Source organism: Cellulomonas sp. S1-8, from assembly GCF_026184235.1.
Classification (GTDB): Bacteria; Actinomycetota; Actinomycetes; order Actinomycetales; family Cellulomonadaceae; genus Cellulomonas.
This window is the reverse complement of sequence record NZ_CP110806.1, coordinates 638,132-661,611: the sequence shown is the minus strand read 5'-3', so window position 1 is coordinate 661,611 and position 23,480 is coordinate 638,132. Positions and strand designations below refer to the sequence as shown.

Here is a 23,480-nt window from a genome sequence, read left to right as displayed (position 1 = left end):
CGCCCCGCACCTCCTCAGGGTCGCACCGTTCGGGGGTATCCGACACCGGGGGGAGAATTCGCCCAGGAAGGCCCACGGGCACGGGCCCGCCCTGGACGCGCGGGGCGTCCGGGGCGGGCCCGTACCTCGGTACCGCTAGTGCTGCGCCGGGCTGCCGTACGGGGTGCTGGGGCCGGCGTGCTGCGAGGGCGACCCGCCGTCCTGCGACGGCGACCCTCCCTGCTGGGGGGCCTGGCGCACCTCCTCGGCCGAGTGCTGCGCCTGGTCGCGCAGGTCCGTCGCCGCCTCGGCACCGTGCTCCTTGACCCCGGCCGCCGCCTCCGCGGCCCGGTCCTTGACGGCCTGGAGCGCGTCCTGCGCGGGGCCGCGCAGGTCGTCGGCGACCTGCTGCGCCGCTTCCTTCGCCTGCGGGACGACGGCCTGCGCGCTCTCCTTGACCGACTGCGCGGCCCGCTGCTCGGGCTTGGAGGCGGGGACCAGCGACGACGCCAGCCAGCCGAGACCGAAGGCGACGAGCCCCGCGACCAGCGGGTTGCCCTGCGCCTGGTGCGCCACCGCGCCGGGCGCGTCCTTCACGCCCTGGGCGACCGACCCCGCGGCGGACCGTGCGGCGTCCGCCGCACCGCCCACGCCCGCACCGACGGAGTCACCCGCGTCGTGCGCCGAGCCCATGACACGGTCGCGGGCGTCCTGCGCGGTGCCCATCACCCGCTCACGGACCGCGGTCGCGCGGCCGCGCACCTTGTCGGCCTGCCGGTGCGCGATCTGGCGCGGGTCCAGCGTGTCGCCGACCGCGTCGACGTTCGCCGACAGGTCGGCACGGGTCGCCTCGATGCGACGACGGATCTCTTCCGGGCTCTCACTCATGGTTGGCCTCCTCGTCACCCTTCAGGGCGTTCGGGATCTTCTTGACGGTTTCCGCGGTACGCGGCATGCCCTTGACGCGCTTGAGCTCGCCGCGCCCGCGCTTGGCGAGGACGGCCGCGATGATCGCCCAGATGACGGCGACGACGAGTGCGGCCCAGGCGCGGCCCATCGGCAGGCCCCACCACAGCGCCAGGGACAGGAACAGCAGGACGAAGTGCCCGGCCACGCCGGCCCCGGCGAGCAGGCCGCTCCCCGTGCCGGCGCGCTTGGCGGTCTGCGAGAGCTCCGCCTTCGCCAGCTCGACCTCCTGCCGCACGAGCAGCGAGAGGTCCTGCGTGACGGCGCTGATGAGATCACCGAGGGACGGGCGATCGTCGTCGGCGCCGACCGGCGGGGCTCCCGCACCCAGCGGGGTGCCGGGCGGCGGGTAGGCGCCCGTCGGCGGGACGCCCGGCGTCGCGCGCGTGCCCGCGACGGTGGGGTCGGGGCCCGTCACGGCCGGTCCTCGCGCGTCAGCCCTGCCAGCGGGTCACCACCGGCGGTGCCCCCGTCACCCGAGCCCGCGAGGTGGCCGGACGCGGGTGCGACCGGCGTCGGGCCGCCGACGGACGACGTGCCGGCCGTCCCGCCCGCGACGGGGGGCCACGAGGTCGTCGTCGCGGGCTGCGACGTGGAGGTGCCCAGGCCGGCCGCGGACGGCGTGTCGTAGGCGGTCGTCCTGACCGGCGCCACCGGGGCCGGCGGAGGGGTCGGGGCGGTGGGAGCCGGGGGTGCCGTCGTCGTGGCCGCACCCGGCGCGCGGTGCGACCGGGGCTGCGGCGGCGGCGCGTCCTTCAGGCCGCGCGTGAGCCGACCGGCCAGGACGCCGGCGCCCGCGGCGATCGCCAGGAACACACCGGGACGGCGCCGCGCGAAGTCCGCGACCTCGTGCAGCACGTCGCCCGGCTCGCGGTCCTCGAGCCACGTCGCGACGGAGCCCGTGCGCATGGAGACCTGACGGACCAGGTCCGTCGCCAGCCCGGCGTCCTGCGAGTCGTCGGCCATCCGCCCGAGCTCGTCGCCGAGTGCCCGCAGTCCCGCTGCGGCGCGCACCTGCTGCTCGGAGGCCTGGTCGGTCAGGCCCGCCCGGGCCTCGCCGAACAGGTCCCGTGCCTGACCGGCGGCCTCGGAGGCGATGCCTGCCGCCTCGGACTTGACCTCGTGCAGCAGGTCGTGGCCGCTGTCGACCGCGGCGTGGGCCAGGTCGGCCGTCTCCTGCTTCGCGGTGCCCGCCGTCGCAGCGGCCGCACCCTGGATGTCGTGCGTCATGGTCGTCCTCTCACTCACTCGTGAAGCTGTCCGTGCGTCCCGGTGCCCGCCCCACGACGTCCGGCACCGGGGGGGTCCGTGGTGCGCGTGTCGGGCGTGGTCGGCGAGGCCTCCCGGCGTCGGGCGCCACCCACGTGACCGTCACCGCAGCGACGTGCACGGGGTGATGCAGGGAGAACCACGGCTGCAGGACGGGGCCAGGTCAGGCGCCGCCCGGCGTGACCGGGTAGGCGCCGACGGGCTTCCTCCGTCGGTGCGATGTGCGGGGCAGCTGTGCTCCGCTCCCCGAACGTTAGGTCGTCCCGGCGGTCGGCGCGCGGCGAGAGCCCCGCCGGTCCGACGCCGGTCCTCGGGATGCGGATCCGGACATGTGGTGCGCACCCTGGAGCCCCCAGCCGGAAGGTGACCGATGCGCGCGATGACCTACCGCGGGCCCTACAAGGTCCGCGTCGAGGAGAAGGACGTCCCGACGATCGAGCACCCCAACGACGCCGTCGTCCGGGTCGTCCGTGCCGCCATCTGCGGCTCCGACCTGCACCTTTACCACGGCATGATGCCGGACACGCGGATCGGTCACACGTTCGGTCACGAGTTCGTCGGGGTCGTGGAGAAGGTCGGGTCGTCGGTCCGGAACCTGCAGGTCGGCGACCGCGTGATGGTGCCGTTCAACGTCTACTGCGGCACGTGCTTCTTCTGCGCCCGCGGTCTGTACTCGAACTGCCACAACGTAAACCCGAACGCGACCGCCATCGGCGGGATGTACGGCTACTCGCACTCCACGGGCGGGTACGACGGCGGGCAGGCGGAGTACGTCCGCGTGCCCTTCGCCGACGTCGGGCCCTCGAAGATCCCCGCGTGGCTCGACGACGACGACGCCGTGCTCATGACCGACGCCCTGGCCACGGGCTACTTCGGGGCGCAGATCGCGGACGTCGTCGAGGGCGACACGGTCGTCGTGCTGGGCGCCGGACCGGTCGGGCTGTTCGCGGCACGCTCGGCCTGGCTCATGGGCGCCGGCCGGGTGATCGTCGTCGACCAGCTCGAGTACCGCCTGGCCAAGGCCCGGGAGTTCGCCTACGCGGAGACCCGGAACTACAACGAGCACGACGACATCGTCGTGGAGCTGAAGAAGGCGACCGACGGGCTCGGGGCGGACCGCGTCATCGAGGCCGTCGGCGCCGAGGCGGACGGCAACCTGACCCAGCACATCACCGCCGCGAAGCTCAAGCTGCAGGGCGGCTCCCCCGTCGCGCTCAACTGGGCGATCGACGCCGTCCGCAAGGGCGGGACCGTGTCCGTGCTCGGCGCGTACGGGCCGCTCTTCTCGGCCGTGAAGTTCGGGGACGCCATGAACAAGGGGCTGACCCTGAACATGAACCAGGCGCCGGCGAAGCGGCAGTGGCCGCGGCTGCTCGAGCACATCCAGGCGGGCTACCTCAGGCCCAGCGACGTCGTCACGCACCGCTTCCCGCTCGAGCACATCGCCGAGGCGTACCACGTGATGTCGTCCAAGCTCGACGGCTGCATCAAGCCGCTGATCATCCCGTCCGAGGACTGAGAGGACCGCCGATGCCGTACACCGCCGCCAAGCCGCCGCTCCCCGAGACGCCCGACGAGCTGCGTGCCCGCATCCCCGGCTGGGGTGCCGACCTCGACACCGCGAACCGCCCGCAGGTGCCGCGCGAGCGGTCCGACCTGCCGAACGGTGCGCACTGGGAGCTCCCGGAGCGGCAGCCCGAGACGTACCCGCGCGAGCGGTCGATCGAGCACGAGATGCTGACGCCGGTGTTCGGCACCGCGCAGCCGCCGCACGGCCTGTCGGGTGCCATCCGCCGGTACTCCTACGAGCGCTTCAGCGAGGCACGCGCAGCACACTGGCTGCTGCTCATCGCGGCCGACCGCGTCGACGCCGCCGGTGCCCACCTGCGCTCGCTGGCGACGCTGCGGCCGGACAACCCGATCACCGAGACGGGCGTCCTGTCCGAGCTGCGCCGCCACCCCGTCGCGTCCCGCCGGGGACGCACGGACGTGCGGCACCAGCTGCTCGACCCGCTCATCGTCGCCGGGCCGTGGATCGTCGGGGGCGTCGCGGTGCTGGCAGCGGTGCGCGCCCTGCGACGACGCGTCTGAGACCGGCACGTCCGAGACGCGGTCGGCCCGCGCGACCTGTCGGGGTCAGCGCGGGTCGGCCGTCAGACGCCCGTCGGCGTGCACGGTCAGCGGGGCGATGCGCACGTTGCGCAGGTGGTCGTGGCCCGACGCCCGGGCGTCGTGGTAGAGCAGGTACCACCGGCCGTCGAGCTGCGCGATCGAGCCCTGCGTGGTCCACCCGACGACGGGCTCGAGGACCGTGCCGCGGAACGTGAACGGGCCGTACGGCGAGTCGGAGGTCGCGTGGACGAGCGTGTGGGCGCCGCCCGTGGAGTACAGCAGGTGGTAGACGCCGTCGATCCGCGAGACCCACGGACCCTCGAAGAAGCGGCGCGGGTCGCCCTGGGTGAGCGGTTGCCCGTCCGCGTCGGTCACGACGACCTCGCGGGCCGGCTCGGCGAGCGCGAGCAGGTCGTCGGTCAGGCGCGCGACGCGCGGGCCGAGGGCGGGGGCGTCGGGCGCGGGGTAGGCGTCGACACCGGTGTAGGTGGCGCCGTCCCAGCGCTGCAGCTGCCCGCCCATGATGCCGCCGACGTACAGGTAGGCGCTGCCGTCGTCGTCCGTGAGCACCGCGGGGTCGATGCTGCCGATCCCCGCGATGGGCTCGGGCTCGGCCGTGAACGGGCCCGTCGGCGAGCACGACGTCGCGACGCCGATCCGGAAGACGCCGTCGAGGTCCTTGGCCGGGAAGAAGAGATAGAAAGTATCGCCGCGTCGCGCCGCGTCCGGGGCCCACATCTGGCGCTCCGCCCACGGCACGTCGTCGACGTGCAGGACGGCCCCGTGGTCGAGCGCCGGGCCGCCGGCGTCGCGCAGCTCGATCACCCGGTAGTCCCGCATGTCGTAGTGGCTGCCGTCGTCGTCGCGCGCGACGCCCGTCTCCTCGTCGTGCGACGTGTAGACGTACAGGACGCCGTCCCAGACGTGGCCTGACGGGTCCGCCGTCCACACCCCCTCGACGAGGGGCCCGTCCAGCACGACCGTCTCCGTCGCCGTGCCGTCCGCCCCCGCCACGCGCAGGGCGTCCTCGACGCCCGCGCCTGCTCCGCTCACCACGTGCTACCTCCTGGGTGCCGCCGGCCCGGTCTCGGACGCGACGCCTGGGCAGAATACCGGCCCCGCGTGTCCGCTCTGTTGCGGGAGCGTCACCGAAAGTCCCGGCACCCGTCTCGTCAGCGGAACCACGCGCCGCCGTTGACGTCGAGCACGGTCCCTGTGACGAACGACGCACCGTCGGACACCAGGTGGACGACCGCGGCCGCCACGTCGTCGGGCACGCCCGCACGGCCCAGCGGCGTGGCCGCGACCGCCGCGCGCTGCGCGGGCTCCGGGGTGTGCGTCGCGTGGAACGGCGTGCCGGAGACGAACCCCGGCGCGACCGCGTTGACCGTGATGCGCCGCGGGCCGAGCTCGCGCGCCAGCGCCCGCGTGAAGCCCTCGACGGCGGCCTTCGCCGTCGCGTACGGCACCCCGCCGGACCCGCCGCCGGCGACCGCGGCCTGGGAGCTGATCGTCACGACGCGGCCGCCGTCGGGCAGCAGGGCGAGCGCGGCGCGCGTCGCGTAGAACGCGGACGAGAGGTTGAGGTCCATCACGTGGTGCCAGTGCGCGTCGTCGGTGCTGGTCAGGGGCCGTCGGTCGACGAGCCCGCCCACGTTGTTGACGAGCACGTCCAGCCCGCCGAGCGCGTCCGCGGCCGCCGCGACGGCCGCGTCGACGTCCCAGCTGTGGCGCGCGTCGAGCTGGACCGCGAAGCCGCGACGGCCGAGCGCCTCGATCTCCTCGACGACGGACGCGGCGTCGTGCGCCAGGTGCGTGATCGCGACGTCGGCCCCGGCGCGGGCAAGGCCGAGCGCGACGGCGCGGCCGATGCCGACCGCGCCGCCGGTGACGAGGGCGCGGCGGCCGGCGAGGTCGGACGTCATGGGCGGGTCCTCCGTGGCGCTGCGGGACGGTGTGCCGACCCGCGGTCGCGCGGTCGCCCGACGCCCGGCATGTCGGGTACCGCACGGTAACCGCGGACCGTCCGGATCACCAGCGACCTGCAGCGCTGTCACCGGACCGGACGAACCGGACATCCCCGACCGACCAGTGCGACGCCTCCGGGAGGACCGGCGTCGGTGGGCGCCGGTAGCGTTCCACGCCATGCGCCTCGCCACCTGGAACATCAACTCCATCCGCGCCCGGCTCGACCGGGCCGTCGCCTTCCTCGAGCGCGCGGACGTCGACGTCCTCGCGCTGCAGGAGACGAAGGTGAAGGACGAGGCGTTCCCGCGCGAGCCGTTCGAGGCCCTGGGGTACGAGGTCGCGACGCACGGGTACTCGCAGTGGAACGGCGTGGCCGTGATCTCACGCGTCGGCCTGACGGACGTCGAGCGCGGCTTCCCCGGTCAGCCGACGTGGGGCGACCCTGCCGCCGCCGAGGCGCGCGCGCTCGGCGCGACGTGCGGTGGGGTGCGCGTGTGGAGCCTGTACGTGCCGAACGGCCGCGAGATCGAGGATCCCCACTACACGTACAAGCTCGACTGGCTGGGCGCGCTGCGCGACGCCGCGCAGGGCTGGCTCGCCGCGGACCCGCAGGCGCAGGTCGCGCTCGTCGGTGACTGGAACATCGCCCCGCTCGACACCGACGTGTGGGACGTCGCCCGGTTCGTGGGCCGCACGCACGTGACCCCCGCCGAGCGCGCCGCGTTCGAGGCGCTCGCGGACGTCGGCTACACCGAGGTGTCCCGCGTGCACGTCCCCGCGGAGCACACCTACACCTACTGGGACTACCAGCAGCTGCGGTTCCCCCGCAACGAGGGCATGCGGATCGACCTCACGTACGCCAGCCCTGCGCTGGCCGCGCGCGTCGACGGCGTGCGCATCGAGCGCGACGAGCGCAAGGGCAAGCAGCCGTCCGACCACGTGCCCGTGATCCTCGAGATCCGGACGCCGTGACACGGACGCCCCGCGGGAGCGGGTGGTATCGGGAACGACGACCGACCGGGGGACGTGGGCGCGCCCGCGCTCGGCTAGGTTGCGTTTCATGACGTCCGACGACCGCACGCCAGAGCCCCCCGAGGGGCCCGCGGCACCCCCCGTCCCGGAGCCCCCGACCGCCGACGCGGCCCCGGCCCCGGACTCCGCGTCGTGGGGCACGACGTCCTCCCCCGTCTACCGCGCGGGCGTGCACGACACGCAGCCGCTGACGACGACCCTCGCGGACACCCAGCCGCTCGCGACGGGCCCGCAGCAGCCCCCGGCGTGGACCGCACCCACGCCGCCCGCGCTCGTGCCGGGTGGCCTGACGGCGACGCCGCCGCCCGCGCCCGCACCGGGCCCGGCGGCGGCCGACCCGTGGGCGGTGCGGCAGGACGCCTGGTCCGGCGCTGCCCCTGGTGCGCCCGCGCCCGTCTACGGGACACCGCCCGCAGGTCCCCCGCCCGCGGCGCCGACGTTCGGCGGGCAGCCCTCCGGCGCTGCGCCGTACGGCACCGCGGCCTACGGTGCCGCGCCGTACGGGACCGCGCCGCAGGCGGGGCCGGCCCCCGGCGGTCCGCCGTACGGCGGACCGGGATACGGCGGACCGGGATCCGGCGGACCGGGATCCGGCGGACCCGGGCAGGGTGGCCCTGGGTACGGCGGACCCGGGCAGGGTGCGCCCCCCTACGGCGGACCCGGGCAGCCGTACGGCTGGGCGCCGCCGCAGCCCACCGACGGGCTGGCGGTCGCGTCGCTCGTCACGTCGGTCGGCGGTCTGGTGCTGCTCGCGGGTGCGACGGGGCCCATCGGCATCGGCCTGGGCATCGGCGCGCTCGCGCGCATCCGCCGCACCGGGGCCCGCGGCCGCGGCATGGCGATCGCGGGCATCGTCGTCGGCGCCGTCGCGACGGTGGTGCTCGCGCTGGTCGTCTGGGTCACCGTCTGGTTCGCGCAGCTCGAGTCGTCCTACGCGCAGGACGCGACGGACGCGTTCGACGAGCAGGGCCTCGACGAGATGCTCGAGGACCTGGAGAGCGACAGCGGGACCACCGACGACCTCGACGGGCTGCTGGACGAGCTCGACGAGCAGCTCGGCGACGGGCTCGGCGACCCCGAGGCCGACGTGCTGCCGTCGTACGCCCTGCCGCAGGACGTCGCGCTCGGGACGTGCTGGGCGACGCTGCCGGAGTTCTACGACCTGTCCGACGCCGTGACCGTGCCGTGCGACGAGGACCACGAGGTCGAGGTGGTCGCACTGCTGACCGCCACGGGTGCGCCGGCCACGGACCTCACGGTCGACGACCCGGTGCTCGCCGAGGCGTACGCGCAGTGCGACTCGGCGGTCGAGGCGCTCGACCCGGGGCTGCTGGGCTGGGGCTACACCGACGTGTGGCTGCCCCACCCCGACCAGGTCGCCGCCGGTCAGCTCGTCGGCTACTGCGTGTACGAGGACACCTTCGGCACGACGGGCTCGCTCGTCGCACCGGCCTCCGGGGTGTCGTCCTGACCTCCGACGACACGCGCCCCGTCCCGGACGTCCCCGAGGACCCGAACCCGCCGACGCACTACGCGCAGGGCTGGCCGGAGGCGGCGGCCCAGCGTTCGCGGGCACGCCGCCGGGTCGTCCTCGGTGTGGCGGGCGCCGGGGCGGTCGTCGTGCTCGCGGCGCTCGCGGTGGTGGGCACGCGCACGCTGAGCGACTACCGCAGCAGGCCCCTGGCACCGGACGTCGCCCAGCCGGTCGAGGCGTACGCGGTGCAGCTCGTCACCGGGTCGTGCCTGGAGGCGCTGCCCGCCGACGGTGAGGTGGGGCGCGTGGGCGTCGTGCCGTGCGCCGACCCGCACGCCGCGCAGGTCGTCGCGCAGTACGCGTTCGACGCCGCGGCCGCCTGGCCGGGGCAGGACGGTGCGCACCAGCGCGTCACCCGGGCCTGCGTCCTGAGCGACGAGGAGGTCGCCGCGGGCGTCCGCCTGGTGACGTGGGCGCCGAGCGAGGCCGGGTGGTCCCGCGGCGACCGGACGGGGCTGTGCCTCGCGGTGCCGACGGGACCTGTGACCGGGTCGTTCGTCGACGGCACGGCGACGCCGGCGGGCGAGTCACCGACCCCCGCAGGCTGAGGCCGGTCAGGCCACCGGGTCCGTCGCGTCGCCCTGCGCGGAGATGTGCGCCGCCCGGCGCCGCTCGCCGCGCGCACCGGTGCGCGCCCACACGAAGTGCAGGAGCACGACCGCGATCACGGCGTACACGGCCGCGTTGAGCCAGTCGCTGTACCGGCCGATGTCCTCCCACTGCGACCCCAGCGCGTACCCGGCCCAGACCAGCCCGCCGTTCCAGACCGCCGACCCGATGAGCGTGTACAGCGTGAACCGCACGAAGCTCATACGGGCGACGCCCGCGGGCACGGAGATGAGGCTGCGCACGACGGGGATGCAGCGGCCCACGAGCACGGCGACGTCGCCGTGCCGCTGGAACCACCGCTCGGCCTGGTCCAGGTCCTCGGGCTCCATGAGCGGGATGCGGCTCAGCCACCGGCGGACGCGCAGGCGTCCGAGCCCGTGGCCGAGCCCGTAGAGCGCCCACGCGCCGACGACGGCGCCGATCGTCGCGGCGACGACCGCCCACACCAGCGACATGCCGCCCTGGGAGGCGACGTACCCGGCGACGGGCAGCACGACCTCGGACGGGATCGGCGGGAAGAGGTTCTCGAGGGCGACGAGCAACCCGACGCCGAGGGGCCCGAGCGCCTCGATCACGGAGACCACCCACCCCGCCAGCCCGGTGAGCTCGGGTGCGGCGTCGGCTGCGGCTGCGATCAGGGGCATGTCTCCGGATGCTGCCACGCCCCCACCCGCCCCGCGCGCACGCCCCCGCACTCCCTCCCCACGCCGAGCGCGGTACTCGACGGCCGAGCGCGGCACGAACGAGTACCGCACTCGGCCGCGGAGTACCGCGCTCGCGGTGGTCGGGTCAGGGGGTGGTGGTGCGCAGGGTCAGGCCGGCGTCGGAGAGGTCGACGTGGAGCGTGTCGCCGTCGCGGATCTCACCCGCCAGCAGGGAGCGCGCGAGGCGGTCGCCGATCTCCTTCTGCACCAGGCGGCGCAGCGGTCGCGCCCCGTACGCGGGGTCGTAGCCCTCGAGCGCGAGCCACTCCCGTGCACCCTCGGACACCTCGAGGGTGAGGCGGCGGTCGGCGAGGCGACGGGCCAGCGACTCGACCTGCAGGTCCACGATCCGTCCGATCTCGCCCAGCGTGAGCGCGTCGAACAGCACGATGTCGTCGAGCCGGTTGAGGAACTCCGGCTTGAACGCGGACCGCACGGCGCCCATGACGGCGTCGCGTCGCGCGGCGTCGTCGAACGTCGGGTCGACGAGGTACTGCGAGCCCAGGTTCGACGTCAGCACGAGGATGACGTTGCGGAAGTCGACCGTGCGGCCCTGGCCGTCGGTCAGGCGACCGTCGTCGAGCACCTGCAGCAGCACGTCGAAGACCTCGGGGTGCGCCTTCTCGACCTCGTCGAGCAGCACGACGGAGTACGGCCGGCGCCGCACGGCCTCGGTGAGCTGCCCGCCCTCCTCGTAGCCGACGTACCCGGGGGGCGCGCCGACGAGCCGGGCCACCGAGTGCTTCTCGGCGTACTCGGACATGTCGATGCGGACCATCGCGCGCTCGTCGTCGAACAGGAAGTCCGCGAGCGCCTTGGCCAGCTCGGTCTTGCCGACGCCGGTGGGCCCGAGGAACAGGAACGAGCCGGTCGGGCGGTCGGGGTCGGAGATGCCGGCCCGGGCACGACGCACCGCGTCGGACACGGTCGCGACGGCCGCCTTCTGCCCGATCAGCCGCGTCCCCAGCACGTCCTCCATGCGCAGCAGCTTGGCGGTCTCGCCCTCCAGCAGGCGACCGGCGGGGATGCCGGTCCACGCGGCGACGACCTCGGCGACCTCGTCGGGGCCGACCTTCTCGGCGATCATCGGCGGCAGCGTCGTCTGCTCGACGTCCGCCGCCTCGGACTCCTCCGCGGCGGCGATCTCCTTCTCGACGGCCGGGATCTCGCCGTAGAGCAGGCGCCCGGCGGTCGCGAGGTCGCCCTCGCGCTGGGCGCGCTCGGCGTCGGCGCGCAGCTGGTCGAGGCGGGCGCGCAGGTCGCCGACGCGGTTGTGGCCGGCCTTCTCCTTCTCCCAGCGCGCGTTGAGGGCGGCGAGCTCCTCGCGGCGGTCGGCGAGGTCGGCGCGCAGCCGCTCGAGGCGGGCGCTCGACGCGGGGTCGTCGGCCTTGGCGAGGAACGACTCCTCCATCTCCAGGCGGGTGACGGCGCGCTGCAGCTCGTCGATCTCGACGGGTGAGGAGTCCAGCTCCATGCGCAGGCGCGACGCGGCCTCGTCGATGAGGTCGATGGCCTTGTCGGGCAGCCGACGGCCGGTGATGTACCGGTCGGACAGGGTGGCCGCGGCGACGATCGCGCCGTCGGAGATCTCGACGCGGTGGTGCGCGGCGTAGCGCTCGCGCAGGCCGCGCAGGATCGCGATGGAGTCCTCGACGGACGGCTCGCCGACGAACACCTGCTGGAAGCGCCGTTCGAGGGCGGGGTCCTTCTCGATGCGCTCGCGGTACTCGTCGAGCGTCGTCGCGCCGACGAGGCGCAGCTCGCCGCGGGCGAGCATGGGCTTGAGCATGTTGCCCGCGTCCATGGCACCCTCGCCGCCCGCACCGGCGCCGACGACGGTGTGCAGCTCGTCGATGAAGGTGATGACCTGACCGTCGGACGCGGTGATCTCCGCCAGGACGGCCTTGAGGCGCTCCTCGAACTCGCCGCGGTACTTGGCGCCCGCGACCATCGACGCGAGGTCGAGCGACACGAGCGTCTTGCCCCGCAGGGACTCGGGGACGTCGCCGGCGACGATGCGCTGCGCGAGCCCCTCGACGACGGCGGTCTTGCCGACGCCGGGCTCGCCGATGAGCACGGGGTTGTTCTTGGTGCGCCGCGACAGCACCTGCACGACGCGGCGGATCTCGGCGTCGCGGCCGATGACGGGGTCGAGCCGCCCGTCGCGGGCGTGCTGCGTGAGGTCGACGCCGTACTGCTCGAGGGCCTTGTACGTGCCCTCGGGGTTGGGGCTGGTGACCCGTGCGCTGCCCCGCACGGTCGGCAGCGCGGCGAGCAGGGCGTCACGGGACGCCCCGGCGGCGCGCAACGCGTCGGCGACGCCGGACTGCCCGGCGGCGAGCCCGACGAGCAGGTGCTCGGTCGAGACGTAGTCGTCGCCCAGGCTGCGGGCCTCGGCGTTCGCTGCCTCGAGCGCGACGGCGGTCTGCCGGGACGCCGACGGCTGCGCGACGGACGCGCCGGACGACGACGGCAGGTTGACGAGGATGCCGCGCACGGCGCGGCCGAGGGTCGCGCGGTCGGCGCCGACCGCGTCGAGCAGGCCGTTCGCGACCCCGCCCTCCTGCTGGAGCAGGGCGTTCAGGACGTGGGCGGGCTCGAGCTGGGGGTTGCCGGCCGCACTCGCCTGGGCGATGGCGTCGCCGAGCGCCTCCTGCGAGCGGGTGGTGAACTTCGCGTCCAACGGGACCTCCTGTGCGTACGTCGCGCGTCGATGTGGTGCCGTCATGCTCAACGGTCCGCGAAGTTGAGTGTATTCCGCTCAACTTCGGCCGGCGAGCCCACCGTCGGCGGGCAGCGGGGAGGGTAGACGGAAGAAGGAGCGACGGTAGAATCTCGCCATGTCGCTCAACATCAAGAACGAGCGGACGCACGCCCTCGTCCGCCGGCTCGCCGAGCTGACGGGGCAGTCTCAGACCGCCGCCGTGGAGGACGCGGTCGCGCGCCGCCTCGCGGAGGTCGAGTCGCTCGCCCCGGTCGGGCGGGTCGACACGCGGTGGGCCGACGTGCAGCGGCTCCTCGTCGACTACCGGGCCGACCTGAGCCCGCAGGACCGCGCCCGGATCGCGGACGCGGACTCCGCGCTCTACGACGACCTCGGCCTCCCCAGGTGATCGTCGACACCTCGGCCGTCGTCGCGATCCTCCTGGGAGAGCCGGGTGCCGACGAGCTCGTTCGCTCGGTCCTGGCCGACCCGCGCCCGCGCATGTCAGCGCCGACGTTCGTCGAGCTCTCGGCGGTCGTGGCCCAGAAGGGCGCGCCCCAGCAGCGCCGGCGCGTCGAGTCCCTGCTCGAGCGGCTCGGCATCGAGGTGGTCGCGATGACGCCCGAGCACGCCCGGATCGCGGCCGACGCGTACCGCGAGCTCGGCCGTGGCAGCGGGCACCCCGCCCGCCTGAACCTCGGCGACTGCTTCTCCTACGCCCTGGCCACCGAGCAGGACGAGCCGCTGCTGTTCGTCGGCGACGACTTCTCCCACACGGACCTGCGTCCCGCCCGGGCACGGGACTGACGGCACGCCGGCCGGCTGAGGACGGCGAACCGTCACGCACGCGTCACACCGGCGTCGTCGGCGCGACACGTGGGGCCCCTAGCGTCGATGCGACAACTACGAGAGAGCAGGGCACCGATGACCCTCACCATGACGCTCGTCCGCCACGGCCGCACCCACTTCAACGCCCGCCGCATCCTGCAGGGCCGCTGCGACTCGCCCCTGACGCGCGACGGCCGCGTCGGCGTCCGCACCACCGCACGCCACCTGGCCGACACCCCGTTCACGGCCGCCTGGTCGTCCCCGTCGGGACGTGCCGTCGCGACCGCCGTCGAGCTGCTGCGCCACCACCCCGAGATCCCGCTGCGCACCGACCCCGACCTGCTGGAGTACTCCTTCGGCATCTACGAGCAGCGGCCCGAGCGCGTCCTCGACGAGGTCGTGCAGTGGACCGACCTCGTCACCGACGTCCTCGCCGGCACCCACCCGGGCCTGCCGGGGGGCGAGCCGGGCGCCGACTTCATGCACCGCACGCGCGAGGTGTTCGCGCGCATCGCGCAGACCCAGCGCGACGGGCACGTCCTCGTCGTCGGTCACGGGCTCGCGCTGGGCGCGTACCTCGCGATGGTCGACGACGTCGGCCTCGTGCCCCTGCCCAACGCGTCGGTCACGACGGTCGAGGTGGACCCGGACGGCACGTCCCGCATCACGGCCCTCGCGCTCGACGTCGCCGGCCAGGGCCACATCGCCGCCCGCCCGATGCGCACCCCGACCCCGGTCCCCTCGGTCGCCTGACGGCCCCGGCAGGCCCGGTAGTGGTCACACGAGTGACCACTACCGGTCACCGCACCACCAGATGTGCCCACTTCCAGGGACGCTGGGCAGTGGGGTCCCCGTGTGCGCGGCGGGCCGCGTGCGAGGATCGGCGCGTGGCCGACGACGAGGACCCCCGCCCGGCCCCTGGCCGGTGGGACGACGAACGCACCGACGTGCTCGGCGAGCAGTGGCGTGCGCGCACGCTGCACCTGCGTCCCGACGCGGTCACGCGCCGCACGCGCGTCGACCCCGTCGCGACGCTGGTCCGCCGCGTCCCGGACGCCGACGCCGCCCCCACCCGCGGTGCCGTGCTGTACCTGCACGGGTTCATCGACTACTTCTTCCACCCGCACGTCGGCGACGCGCTCGCCGCGGCGGGGTACGACACGTACGCGCTCGACCTGCGCGACCACGGCCGCTCGATCCGGACCGGCCGCCCGCCCAACGACACGACCGACCTCGCGGTGTACGCGGAGGAGCTCGACGCGGCCGTCCGGCTGCTGCACGCCGAGCACGACGTGCTCGTCCTGATGGGCCACTCCACCGGCGGCCTGACGGCCGCGCTGTGGGCCGACGCCCGCCGCGGCCTCGGGCTCGTGGACGCCCTCGTGCTCAACTCCCCGTGGCTCGACGTGCGCGGGACGCTCTTCGAGCGCACGCTGCTCGCGCGCGCGGTCGACGTGATCGGTCGGCCCGTGCCGCGTGTCAAGGTCCGCACCGTGGCCCCGTACTACGGCCAGGCGCTGCACCGGGACACCGGCGGCGAGTGGGACTTCGACCTCGCGTGGAAGCCGCACGCCGGTTTCCCCGTCCGCGCCGGCTTCGTGCGCTCGGTGCGCCGCGGGCACGCGCGGGTCGCCCGCGGGCTCGAGGTCGACGTCCCGGTGATCGTGCTCGCGTCGGACGCCGCCGGCCCCCACCGCACGGCGCACGACGCGCTGCTCAGCACGGACTCCGTGCTCGACCCGGCGCACATGGCGCAGCGCGCACACCGGCTGGGACCCGACGTGACGTACGTCGAGGTGCCGGGCGGTGCGCACGACCTCGCGCTGTCCGGCCCCGTCGCCCGCGAGCGCTACCTGCACGAGGTCACCGACTTCCTCACGACCCGCCTGCCGGCGGACTGACCGACCACCACCCGACGGCGCGGCCCCGCCCCACCGCCGACGAGCACGTCGTGCGCGACCCGGACGGCGGTGGTTGGCTGTGCTCGCCCCACCGCGGACGACGTCCGCACCCCCGACCCCGGAGGACCCCCATGACCGTCAGCGCGAGCCCCTGGCCCGCCGGTGTGCCCGCCTGGGCGGAGATCACCGTCACGGAGCTCGGCCCGACGCAGCGGTTCTACGGCGGGCTGCTCGGCTGGCAGCTGCGCGTCGGCGGCCCCGAGACGGGCGGGTACGTCACGGCGACGGTCGACGGGCACGTGGTCGCGGGGCTGCGGGTCGCGGCCGCGCCGCAGCCGGCCGGGTGGTGCGTGTACCTCGCGACGGACGACGTCGCGCGATGCGTGGCACGTGCGGTCGAGGCGAGCGCGACCGTCGTCGCCGGACCTGTCACGGTCCCGGACATGGGCCGGGCGGCGGTGCTGGCCGACCCGACGGGCGCCGTCGTCGGGCTGTGGGAGTCGGGGACGCACACCGGCTGGGAGCTGACCGACGCACCCGGTGCCTTCGCGTGGGCCGAGCAGATGTCGAACGACCCCGTCGCCGCCCGCCGCTTCTACACCACCGTGTTCGGGTACGAGCAGCAGGACATGAGCGCCCCGGACTTCACGTACACGTCCCTGTCCGTCGGCGGGACGCCGGCAGCCGGCATCGGCGGGTACGGCCCGGGCGCGGGTGACGTCGCCGCCGCCTGGACCTGGTACGTCGCGGTGGAGGACGCCGACGCGGTCGCCCCGCACGTCGCCGAGCTGGGGGGCGAGGTCGTGAGCGGACCGGAGGACACCCCGTACGGGCGGATGCTGCTGGTCCGCGGCCCGTCGGGCGAGGTCGTCGCGCTGCTGCAGACCACGGACGACGACCTCGTCGCCTGACGGCGCTGCGTAGGGTGGACGGCGTGCCACCCCCGGACGACGTGTTCACCCACCGCGCGTCGCGACCCCACGAGCCGCTGCGCACGTTCCACCCGCGCCGCACCGCGCTCGGCACGGACCGCACGGACGCGCTCGAGCGCCTCTTCCCCCGGTGGGGCTTCTCGGTCGACGACGCGCGCCTCCCCCCGCCGCGGACGCCCGACGGTCTGCTCGACACGGTCGCGCTGTTCGGCCGGGCGGCCCCGCTGGTCGTCGAGATCGGGTCCGGCATGGGGGACGCGACCGCCGCGATGGCCGCCGCCGACCCCGACCGCGACTGGCTCGCGGTCGAGGCGCACCAGCCGGGCGTCGCGGCGCTGCTGCTGCTGGTCGAGCGGGAGGGCCTCACCAACGTGCGCGTCGCGCACGGCGACGCGCTGCGGCTGCTGCGCGCCGACGTCGCCCCCGGCAGCCTCGACGCCGTGCACGCGTACTTCCCCGACCCGTGGCCCAAGGCCCGCCACCACAAGCGGCGGCTCGTGCAGCCGACGCACGTCGCGCTGCTGCGCGACCGGCTGCGCGTGGGGGGGACCCTGCACGTGGCGACCGACTGGGCGGACTACGCCCGGCAGATGGCCGACGTGCTCGGTGGCGACCCGGACCTCGACGGCGGCGTCGTGCGGCGGCCCGACCACCGGCCCGTCACGCGGTTCGAGGAGCGCGGCCGGGCGCTGGGGCACGACGTCACCGACGTGATCGTGCGGCGCGTGCGATGAGGCTGCTCCTGGTGCCCGGCACCAGCCCCGACCGGTGGGCGCGCGTGTGGCGCGAGCGCCTGCCCGACGAGCCGCTCGACGTCGTCCACGGCACCCCGGCGGACGCCGCCGCGGCCGTCCTGCGCGGCGACGTCGACGCGGCCGTGCTGCGCCTGCCGCCCGCCGGCGGTGGCGCTCCCCCGTCCGGGCTGCCCACGACGACGCCCACCACCGCCACCGGCTGGGCGGTGGTCGCGCTGTGGACCGAGCAGAGCGTCGTCGTCGCGCCGCAGGACCACGTGCTCACGGTCGTCGAGGAGGTCGCCGTCGCGGACCTCGCGGGCGAGACGGTGCTGGTGCCCGGCGACGACGTGCTCGGCTGGCTGCCGCCGGACGTCGACGTCGTCGACGTGCCCGACGTGCCCACGGCCGCCGACCTCGTCGTCGCCGGCCAGGGCGTGCTGCTCGTGCCCCACGCCCTCGCGCGGCTGCACGACCGCCCGGGCACCGCCGTGCGGACCGTGCCCGACGCCCCCGGCTCCCCCGTCGTGCTGGTGTGGCTCGCCGACCGCGAGCACCCGCACGCGCAGGAGCTCGTCGGGATCGTGCGCGGGCGCACCGTGGCCAGCTCCCGCGGGCGGGGCGCCGACGGGCGGGGCGACGAGCCGACGACGCCGCCACGCGCGCCGCGGACGCCCCGCCCCGCCCAGGGCCGGACGCCGGGACGGACGACGGGCCGCCCACCGGGTCGGACGCAGCCGCGCCGCGGCCGCTGACCTGCCGGGCTCACGCCGACACCCGGCACACGCCGACACCCGGGCACGCCGACACCCACGCACGCCGACACCCACGCACGCCGACGCCCGGCGGGCCACCGTGCGGTGGCCGGCCGGGCGCCGGATGGTGCGGTGGTGCGGGTGGGTCAGCGGGTCGTCACGCGACGACGGGCCAGGACGAGCGCCCCGCCGGCCGCGACCAGCACGAGCCCTCCGATGATGCCCGCGCGCGGGTCGGCACCGGTGGCGGCCAGGGTGCCGCCGCCGGCCGCGAGGACCTCGACGTACTGCCAGCCGAGGAGCGTGCCGTCCGCCCGGTACAGCGCGACGCGGTGCGTGCCCGCGGCCACCGAGGCCGGGATCGTCAGACGCAGCGTGCCGTCGGCGGCGACCGTCGCCACACCGAGGTCGGTGGGCACCGAGAACAGGTAGGCGTGCAGGACCTCGCCGGCAGGCAGGCCGGACAGGACGAGCGCGCCGCCCGTGCCGACGGTCGCCGGGCTGGTGAAGCCGCCCTTGGTGCCGTCCGTCAGCTCACCGACGACCGGGCAGGTGCCCGTGAACGCGGTGACGGTGATGGTCTGGTAGACGAAGTCCTCGTCGGGGACCTGCTGCCACTGACCCAGGTCGCCGAACGCCTTGCCCTCACCGGCGAACGCGAAGATGTCGTACACGCCCGGCGGGACGACGACGTCGCCGCGGACACCGGCCTCGCCCTGACCGAAGACGTCGTCCTCGCTGAGCCCGTAGAGCACGCCCGTGCGGGTGACGAGCCACTCGACGGACGGCGCCGGCTCGATGACGAAGCGGCCGTTCGGGACGACGGCCAGGCCGTTGCACGTCGGCTGGGTGACGGTCAGCGCCGGCACGGGGACCGTGGCGGGCGTCGGCTCCTGCGTCGGGGCCGGCGTCGGGGTCGGGGTCGACGTCGGGGTCGGCGTCGGCTCCTGCGTGGGGGACGGCGTCGGGGTGGGCGTGGGCGTCGGGGTGCTCTCGACGTCGAACGCGTAGGTGGTGCAGCCGGCCGTGAAGCCGTGCACCGTGCCCGCGCCGGTCGCGCCGGAGCCCAGCGAGAAGCCGACACCGATGATCGTCGTGTCGGGCTCGACGGCGAGGAGCTCGTTCAGCGTGAACAGCTCGGCGCGGTCGAAGTCGGCGACGGCACGCGTGCTCCACCACTCGCCCTCGCCGTAGACCGTCGGCTCGTAGACGAGCGTGCCGGCCCAGGCGCCGTCCAGCGCGTACGACATCGTCAGGCCCGGGAGGGAGCCGCTGGTCGCGGTGTAGTCGAGCGACGGGCTGCCCGCGGCCGTGAGCGGGAAGGACGTGATGCCGTAGTCGGTGAACGCGACCTGGCCGTTCGTCGTGCTGATCGCGAGGCCGCCCTCGACGATCTCCGCCGTGCCGTCGGTGAGGGTGGCCTCGATGGCCGGGCCCTCGAAGCTCGTGTACGTCGGGCCCGTGAGGGGGGAGCTGCACTCGGCCACGGTGGGGGGCGCCACAGGCACGGCCTGGGCGCCGAGCGCGCTGCCGCCGAGCGCGAGGACCGACAGCGCGGCGACTGCCGCTGCTCGCCGGAAGGGGGTGGGGGACACGGGCTGCTCCTTCGGTGCCCGTCCAACGCATCGCCGGCGGGCAGGGTTGCACGGAAACGCTGCGCGTCGAGGCTATGGGCGGCATCGGTGCAGGTCATTCATCAGAAACCCCACAGAACCGGCGGTTCCGGAGCAACCGGACGGCGCAGACGGGTGAACTGTTGGACGCGCGTCCACGTTCGCGTGAACGCCCCCGGCAGCAGGACGGCCCCGCTCCCCCGCGACGGTGTCGCCGGGGGTGCGGGGCCGGTCCTTGCCGGGCGGGTCAGCGCCCGTTCAGCGGCTGCGTGTGCCAGATGCGGTCGATGTAGTCCCACATCGACCGGTCGGAGGAGAAGAAGCCGCTGCGTGCGACGTTGAGGATCGCCGAGCGGGTCCACGCCTCGGTGTCGACGTACGCCGCGTCGACCCGGTCCTGCGCGTCGATGTAGGACTGGAAGTCCGCCAGGACGAGGAACCGGTCCTCGTGCAGGAGGTTCGACACGATCGGCTCGAAGACCGTGCGGTCGCCGCCGGCGAACGCCCCCGACGCGATCCGGTCGATCGCCCGGCGCAGCAGGGGGTTCTCCTCGTAGTACCGCGACGGGTGGTAGCCGGCGGCGACGACCTTCTCGACCTCGGGCTCGACGAGGCCGAACAGGAAGAAGTTGTCGTCGCCGACGAGCTCGCGGATCTCGACGTTGGCGCCGTCGTCGGTGCCGATGGTCAGCGCGCCGTTGAGGGCGAACTTCATGTTGCCCGTGCCCGACGCCTCCTTGCCGGCCAGCGAGATCTGCTCGGAGAGGTCCGCCGCCGGGATCAGCGTCTCGGCGAGCGTGACGTTGTAGTTGGGCGGGAAGACGACGGTGAGCGCACCCTTGACGCGCGCGTCCTTGTTCACCGTCTCGCCGACGTGGTTGATCAGGCCGATGGTCTGCTTGGCCATCTTGTACCCCGGCGCGGCCTTGGCACCGAAGGCGAAGACACGCGGCGGGATCGACGTCGGGTCCAGCTCGCCGCTGATGATGCGCTCGTACTGCGACACGATGTGCAGGACCTTGAGGGTCTGCCGCTTGTACTCGTGCAGCCGCTTGACCATGACGTCGAGCATCGCGTCGCCCGGCAGCGTGATGCCGTCGCGGCGCTGCAGCAGCGCGTCGAGCCGGCGCTTGTTGTGCGCCTTGACCTCGCGGAACCTGACCCGGAACTCCGCGTCGTCGGCCAAGGGCTCCATCTCGCGCAGGCGACCCAGGTCCGTGAGCCAGCCCGGGCCGATGGCGTCGGTGATGAGGTCCGACAGGGCCGGGTTGGCGAGGCGGACGAAGCGCCGCGGCGTGACGCCGTTGGTGACGTTGGTGAACTTGTCCGGCCAGTACTCCGAGAAGTCGGGCAGCACCTTGTCCCGCAGCAGCTGCGAGTGCAGCGCGGCGACGCCGTTGACCTTCGACCCGGCGATCGTCGCGAGGTACGCCATGCGCACCGAGCGCTCGGGGTACTCGGCGATGATCGACATGCGGCGCAGCCGCAGCTCGTCCCCGGGGAAGCGCTCGGCGACCTCCTCGAGGAAGTCGTCGTTGATGCGGTAGATGATCTCGAGGTGCCGCGGCAGCAGGCGGCCGAGCAGCTCGACCGGCCACACCTCGAGCGCCTCGGGCAGCAGCGTGTGGCAGGTGTACGCGAAGCACTTCTGGGTCACGGCCCAGGCCTCGTCCCAGTCCCACTTCTGCTCGTCGACGAGGATGCGCATGAGCTCCGGCACGGCGATCACCGGGTGGGTGTCGTTGAGCTGGAAGATGATGCGGTCGGGCAGGTTGTGCAGGTCGAAGTCCTCGGGGAGGACGTTGTCGACGAAGTCGCGCAGGGAGCACGCCACGAAGAAGTACTGCTGCTGCAGGCGCAGCTCCTTGCCCTGCGGCGTGGAGTCCTCCGGGTACAGGACCTTGGAGATGTTCTCCGCGAACGTCTGCGCGCGCACGGCCTCGACGTACGCGCCGGAGTTGAAGATCGCGAGGTCGAACGCGCGGGTGGCCCGGGCGCTCCACAGCCGCAGCGTGTTGACGCGGCCGTTCTGGTAGCCGGGGACCATGTAGTTGTAGGGCACGCCGAGGACGTCCCACGCGGGGACCCACCGGGTGCGCTCGACGCCGTCGTCGTCGGTGTACCGCTCGGTCGCCCCGCCGAAGTGCACGGTGACCGCGGTCTCCGGGTGCGGGAACTCCCACGGCGCCCCGAGCGACAGCCACGTGTCGGCCTGCTCGACCTGCCAGCCGTCGACGAACGTCTGACGGAAGATGCCGTACTCGTACCGGATGCCGTACCCGATGCAGGGGACGTTCATCGTCGCGAGGGAGTCGACGAAGCACGCGGCGAGGCGCCCGAGGCCGCCGTTACCGAGGCCGGGCTCGACCTCCTGCTCACGCAGCGTCCCGAGGTCGACGCCCAGGGACGCCAGGCCCTCCTCGACGATCTCCGCCATGTCGGTCGCGATGAGCGCGTTGTCGAGCTGCCGCCCGAGCAGGTACTCGGCCGACAGGTAGGCGACCGACTTGGCCTGGGCGTCCCGCTGGCGACGCAGCGTCTCGAGCCAACGCGCCATCAGGTACTCCCGCACCGTGCGGGCGAGCGCCAGGTACTGGTCGTTCACGCTCGCGCGGTCGATCGTGACCCCCTGCCCGAAGTGCAGCTCGTGGAGGAACTCCTTCACGAAGCCCTCGACGGAATGCTGGGGGGCAGTTACCGGCGCGATGCCGTTGGCACGGTTCTCAGTCACTTGCGCAACGGTAGTTCCCCGGTGACGGTGAGACCAGGCCGATCGACCCGGACACTTCATCACAAACCACCGCGACCTGCGTGTTCCCCGGCGTGTCCCGTGCGGTGTCTCACACTGCGGCACCCAGGTCGAGGCCCAGGCTCATCTCGCCGGTCGCGGCTCGTCGAACGCGATCGTGACGGTCGCGTCGACGGAGGTCGTGCCCGGGCCGAAGCCGCCCGCGGGCACCCCGGCCAGGACGACGTCGACCGTGATGCTCTCGGAGAGGGCGTCGATCGGCGTGCCGGCGGGGCCGACGATGACGTTCTCGCCGGGGCGGTTGCTTCCGACGAGGAACACGTTGCCGGGGCACGCGGCACGTAGTGCGGTCCCGCAGTGGCCTGAGTAGGTAGCGCTGATGCGCTGACCTGCGAGGACGCCGAACGAATCGGTTCGATCGCCGTAGCGCCGGCGCTGCTGCGCCGCTCCGGGACCCGCCGACGCGCCGAGACGTGCCTCGTGCGTCTCGTCCGCGGCCCGTGCGCGTCGTCCGCTTCAGTCGCGCTCGGCACCCCAGCCGGCGTACGCGTCACCCAGTGCGTCCCACGCCCGTGAGAACTTGTCCGCCGTCACGGTGCAGTCCTCCCCCGGGCACCGCACGCCGCTCCCCGCGTTGGCTGCGGCTCGAGCGGCGACGCCCGTCTGCTCGACGAGGCTCGCGATCTCGTCCGGGGGTTCACCGAGGTACTGCGGGCCGGACTCGTCCCGCAGGCCCTCGATCGTGACGGCCGCCGTCTCCGCAGTGAGGACCATCGCCGCGAGACGGGCGGAGCAGTCCGGGACGGCTGCCAGCACCGACGGCGAGCAACCGGCCGCGTCCCAGTCGACCGCGGCCGTCTCGTGGTCCTCGGCGATCGGCGTGATCGTCGACGCCCACTGCTCGACCGACGCCGTCCCGTCGGCACCTGGGCTCCCGGTCGCTGACGCGGTGGTCCCTGCGACGGGCTCCGTCCCGGTGCCGGAGGACGACGAGCACCCCGCGACCAGCACGAGCCCGGCGACGAGGGCCACGCCTGCCTGGACCCTGCAGCCCGTCATGACCGCCACCCCTCTCCTCGCCGCCGGAGGCT

23 protein-coding genes are annotated in these 23,480 nt (G+C 74.4%); 12 read left to right on the top strand and 11 right to left on the bottom strand.

The annotated features are described in order from the left end of the window. Window positions 1-135: 135 nt before the first annotated feature. The 3 genes from OKX07_RS03110 to OKX07_RS03100 are packed head-to-tail and all read right to left on the bottom strand — an operon-like array spanning window position 136 to window position 2,175. Window positions 136-867 carry a DUF3618 domain-containing protein gene (locus OKX07_RS03110; RefSeq protein ID WP_265630406.1) on the bottom strand — a complete coding sequence of 244 codons (732 nt, stop codon included), beginning with the start codon at window positions 865-867 and terminating at the stop codon, window positions 136-138. Continuing rightward, window positions 860-1,363 (bottom strand): phage holin family protein, encoded by a 504-nt coding sequence (locus OKX07_RS03105; protein WP_416220817.1) that lies wholly within the window; start codon window positions 1,361-1,363, stop codon window positions 860-862. The genes OKX07_RS03110 and OKX07_RS03105 overlap by 8 nt, the downstream gene beginning before the upstream one ends. Continuing rightward, window positions 1,360-2,175 (bottom strand): hypothetical protein, encoded by an 816-nt coding sequence (locus tag OKX07_RS03100; protein WP_265630405.1) that lies wholly within the window; start codon window positions 2,173-2,175, stop codon window positions 1,360-1,362. The genes OKX07_RS03105 and OKX07_RS03100 overlap by 4 nt, the downstream gene beginning before the upstream one ends. A gap of 409 nt (window positions 2,176-2,584) precedes the next feature. Between OKX07_RS03100 and OKX07_RS03095 the strand changes: the two genes are divergently transcribed. Together OKX07_RS03095 and OKX07_RS03090 are read left to right on the top strand one after the other, a co-directional pair. Next, entirely contained in the window at window positions 2,585-3,733 is a 1,149-nt protein-coding gene (locus tag OKX07_RS03095) for a zinc-dependent alcohol dehydrogenase (protein WP_265630404.1), read from the top strand. A gap of 11 nt (window positions 3,734-3,744) precedes the next feature. After that, entirely contained in the window at window positions 3,745-4,305 is a 561-nt protein-coding gene (locus tag OKX07_RS03090) for a hypothetical protein (protein WP_265630403.1), read from the top strand. 45 nt (window positions 4,306-4,350) lie between these two features. Here OKX07_RS03090 and OKX07_RS03085 read toward each other — a convergent pair whose 3' ends face one another. Beyond that, window positions 4,351-5,379 (bottom strand): family 43 glycosylhydrolase, encoded by a 1,029-nt coding sequence (locus OKX07_RS03085; RefSeq protein WP_265630402.1) that lies wholly within the window; start codon window positions 5,377-5,379, stop codon window positions 4,351-4,353. Between the two features lie 119 nt (window positions 5,380-5,498). After that, on the bottom strand, window positions 5,499-6,251 hold the full coding sequence (locus OKX07_RS03080) for an SDR family NAD(P)-dependent oxidoreductase (protein WP_265630401.1): 753 nt from the start codon (window positions 6,249-6,251) through the stop codon (window positions 5,499-5,501). Between the two features lie 220 nt (window positions 6,252-6,471). On the opposite strand from OKX07_RS03080, the gene OKX07_RS03075 reads away from it, so the two are divergent. From OKX07_RS03075 to OKX07_RS03065, 3 genes are all read left to right on the top strand, one after another. Continuing rightward, window positions 6,472-7,266 (top strand): exodeoxyribonuclease III, encoded by a 795-nt coding sequence (locus OKX07_RS03075; RefSeq protein WP_265630400.1) that lies wholly within the window; start codon window positions 6,472-6,474, stop codon window positions 7,264-7,266. 88 nt (window positions 7,267-7,354) lie between these two features. Next, on the top strand, window positions 7,355-8,797 hold the full coding sequence (locus OKX07_RS03070) for a DUF4190 domain-containing protein (RefSeq protein WP_265630399.1): 1,443 nt from the start codon (window positions 7,355-7,357) through the stop codon (window positions 8,795-8,797). Between the two features lie 125 nt (window positions 8,798-8,922). Beyond that, window positions 8,923-9,408, top strand: coding sequence for a septum formation family protein (locus OKX07_RS03065; protein ID WP_265630398.1), 486 nt, complete (start codon window positions 8,923-8,925; stop codon window positions 9,406-9,408). A gap of 6 nt (window positions 9,409-9,414) precedes the next feature. Here OKX07_RS03065 and OKX07_RS03060 read toward each other — a convergent pair whose 3' ends face one another. Both OKX07_RS03060 and clpB read right to left on the bottom strand, forming a co-directional pair. Beyond that, window positions 9,415-10,113 (bottom strand): DedA family protein, encoded by a 699-nt coding sequence (locus OKX07_RS03060; protein WP_265630397.1) that lies wholly within the window; start codon window positions 10,111-10,113, stop codon window positions 9,415-9,417. A gap of 145 nt (window positions 10,114-10,258) precedes the next feature. Then, entirely contained in the window at window positions 10,259-12,856 is a 2,598-nt protein-coding gene (gene clpB / locus OKX07_RS03055; protein WP_265630396.1) for an ATP-dependent chaperone ClpB, read from the bottom strand. A 157-nt stretch (window positions 12,857-13,013) separates the two neighbouring features. Here clpB and OKX07_RS03050 point away from each other — a divergent pair, with 157 nt between their 5' ends. The 7 genes from OKX07_RS03050 to OKX07_RS03020 all read left to right on the top strand — a co-directional run bounded on the left by OKX07_RS03050 (window position 13,014) and on the right by OKX07_RS03020 (window position 18,027). Continuing rightward, the gene (locus tag OKX07_RS03050) at window positions 13,014-13,286 is read left to right on the top strand and encodes a type II toxin-antitoxin system VapB family antitoxin (RefSeq protein ID WP_265630395.1); all 273 of its coding nucleotides are present in this window, start codon (window positions 13,014-13,016) and stop codon (window positions 13,284-13,286) included. After that, the gene (locus OKX07_RS03045) at window positions 13,283-13,684 is read left to right on the top strand and encodes a type II toxin-antitoxin system VapC family toxin (protein WP_265630394.1); all 402 of its coding nucleotides are present in this window, start codon (window positions 13,283-13,285) and stop codon (window positions 13,682-13,684) included. Before OKX07_RS03050 ends, OKX07_RS03045 begins: the two co-directional genes overlap by 4 nt. 117 nt (window positions 13,685-13,801) lie before the next feature. Next, window positions 13,802-14,458 carry a histidine phosphatase family protein gene (locus OKX07_RS03040; RefSeq protein ID WP_265630393.1) on the top strand — a complete coding sequence of 219 codons (657 nt, stop codon included), beginning with the start codon at window positions 13,802-13,804 and terminating at the stop codon, window positions 14,456-14,458. Between the two features lie 134 nt (window positions 14,459-14,592). Beyond that, entirely contained in the window at window positions 14,593-15,606 is a 1,014-nt protein-coding gene (locus tag OKX07_RS03035) for an alpha/beta hydrolase (protein ID WP_265630392.1), read from the top strand. A 131-nt stretch (window positions 15,607-15,737) separates the two neighbouring features. Further along, complete coding sequence (locus OKX07_RS03030) at window positions 15,738-16,517, top strand: VOC family protein (RefSeq protein WP_265630391.1); 780 nt, start codon at window positions 15,738-15,740, stop codon at window positions 16,515-16,517. Window positions 16,518-16,540: 23 nt separating this feature from the next. Beyond that, window positions 16,541-17,272 carry a tRNA (guanosine(46)-N7)-methyltransferase TrmB gene (gene trmB / locus OKX07_RS03025; RefSeq protein WP_265630390.1) on the top strand — a complete coding sequence of 244 codons (732 nt, stop codon included), beginning with the start codon at window positions 16,541-16,543 and terminating at the stop codon, window positions 17,270-17,272. Beyond that, window positions 17,269-18,027, top strand: coding sequence for a LysR substrate-binding domain-containing protein (locus tag OKX07_RS03020; protein ID WP_265630389.1), 759 nt, complete (start codon window positions 17,269-17,271; stop codon window positions 18,025-18,027). The genes trmB and OKX07_RS03020 overlap by 4 nt, the downstream gene beginning before the upstream one ends. A gap of 146 nt (window positions 18,028-18,173) precedes the next feature. Here the strand turns inward: OKX07_RS03020 and OKX07_RS03015 are convergent, their stop codons facing one another. The 4 genes from OKX07_RS03015 to OKX07_RS03000 all read right to left on the bottom strand — a co-directional run bounded on the left by OKX07_RS03015 (window position 18,174) and on the right by OKX07_RS03000 (window position 23,448). Continuing rightward, window positions 18,174-19,622 carry a hypothetical protein gene (locus tag OKX07_RS03015; protein WP_265630388.1) on the bottom strand — a complete coding sequence of 483 codons (1,449 nt, stop codon included), beginning with the start codon at window positions 19,620-19,622 and terminating at the stop codon, window positions 18,174-18,176. A gap of 265 nt (window positions 19,623-19,887) precedes the next feature. Continuing rightward, window positions 19,888-22,371 carry a glycogen/starch/alpha-glucan phosphorylase gene (locus tag OKX07_RS03010; protein ID WP_265630387.1) on the bottom strand — a complete coding sequence of 828 codons (2,484 nt, stop codon included), beginning with the start codon at window positions 22,369-22,371 and terminating at the stop codon, window positions 19,888-19,890. Between the two features lie 141 nt (window positions 22,372-22,512). Further along, entirely contained in the window at window positions 22,513-22,710 is a 198-nt protein-coding gene (locus OKX07_RS03005; RefSeq protein ID WP_265630386.1) for a hypothetical protein, read from the bottom strand. A gap of 195 nt (window positions 22,711-22,905) precedes the next feature. Continuing rightward, window positions 22,906-23,448 carry a hypothetical protein gene (locus tag OKX07_RS03000; protein ID WP_265630385.1) on the bottom strand — a complete coding sequence of 181 codons (543 nt, stop codon included), beginning with the start codon at window positions 23,446-23,448 and terminating at the stop codon, window positions 22,906-22,908. Between the last annotated feature and the right edge of the window lie 32 nt (window positions 23,449-23,480).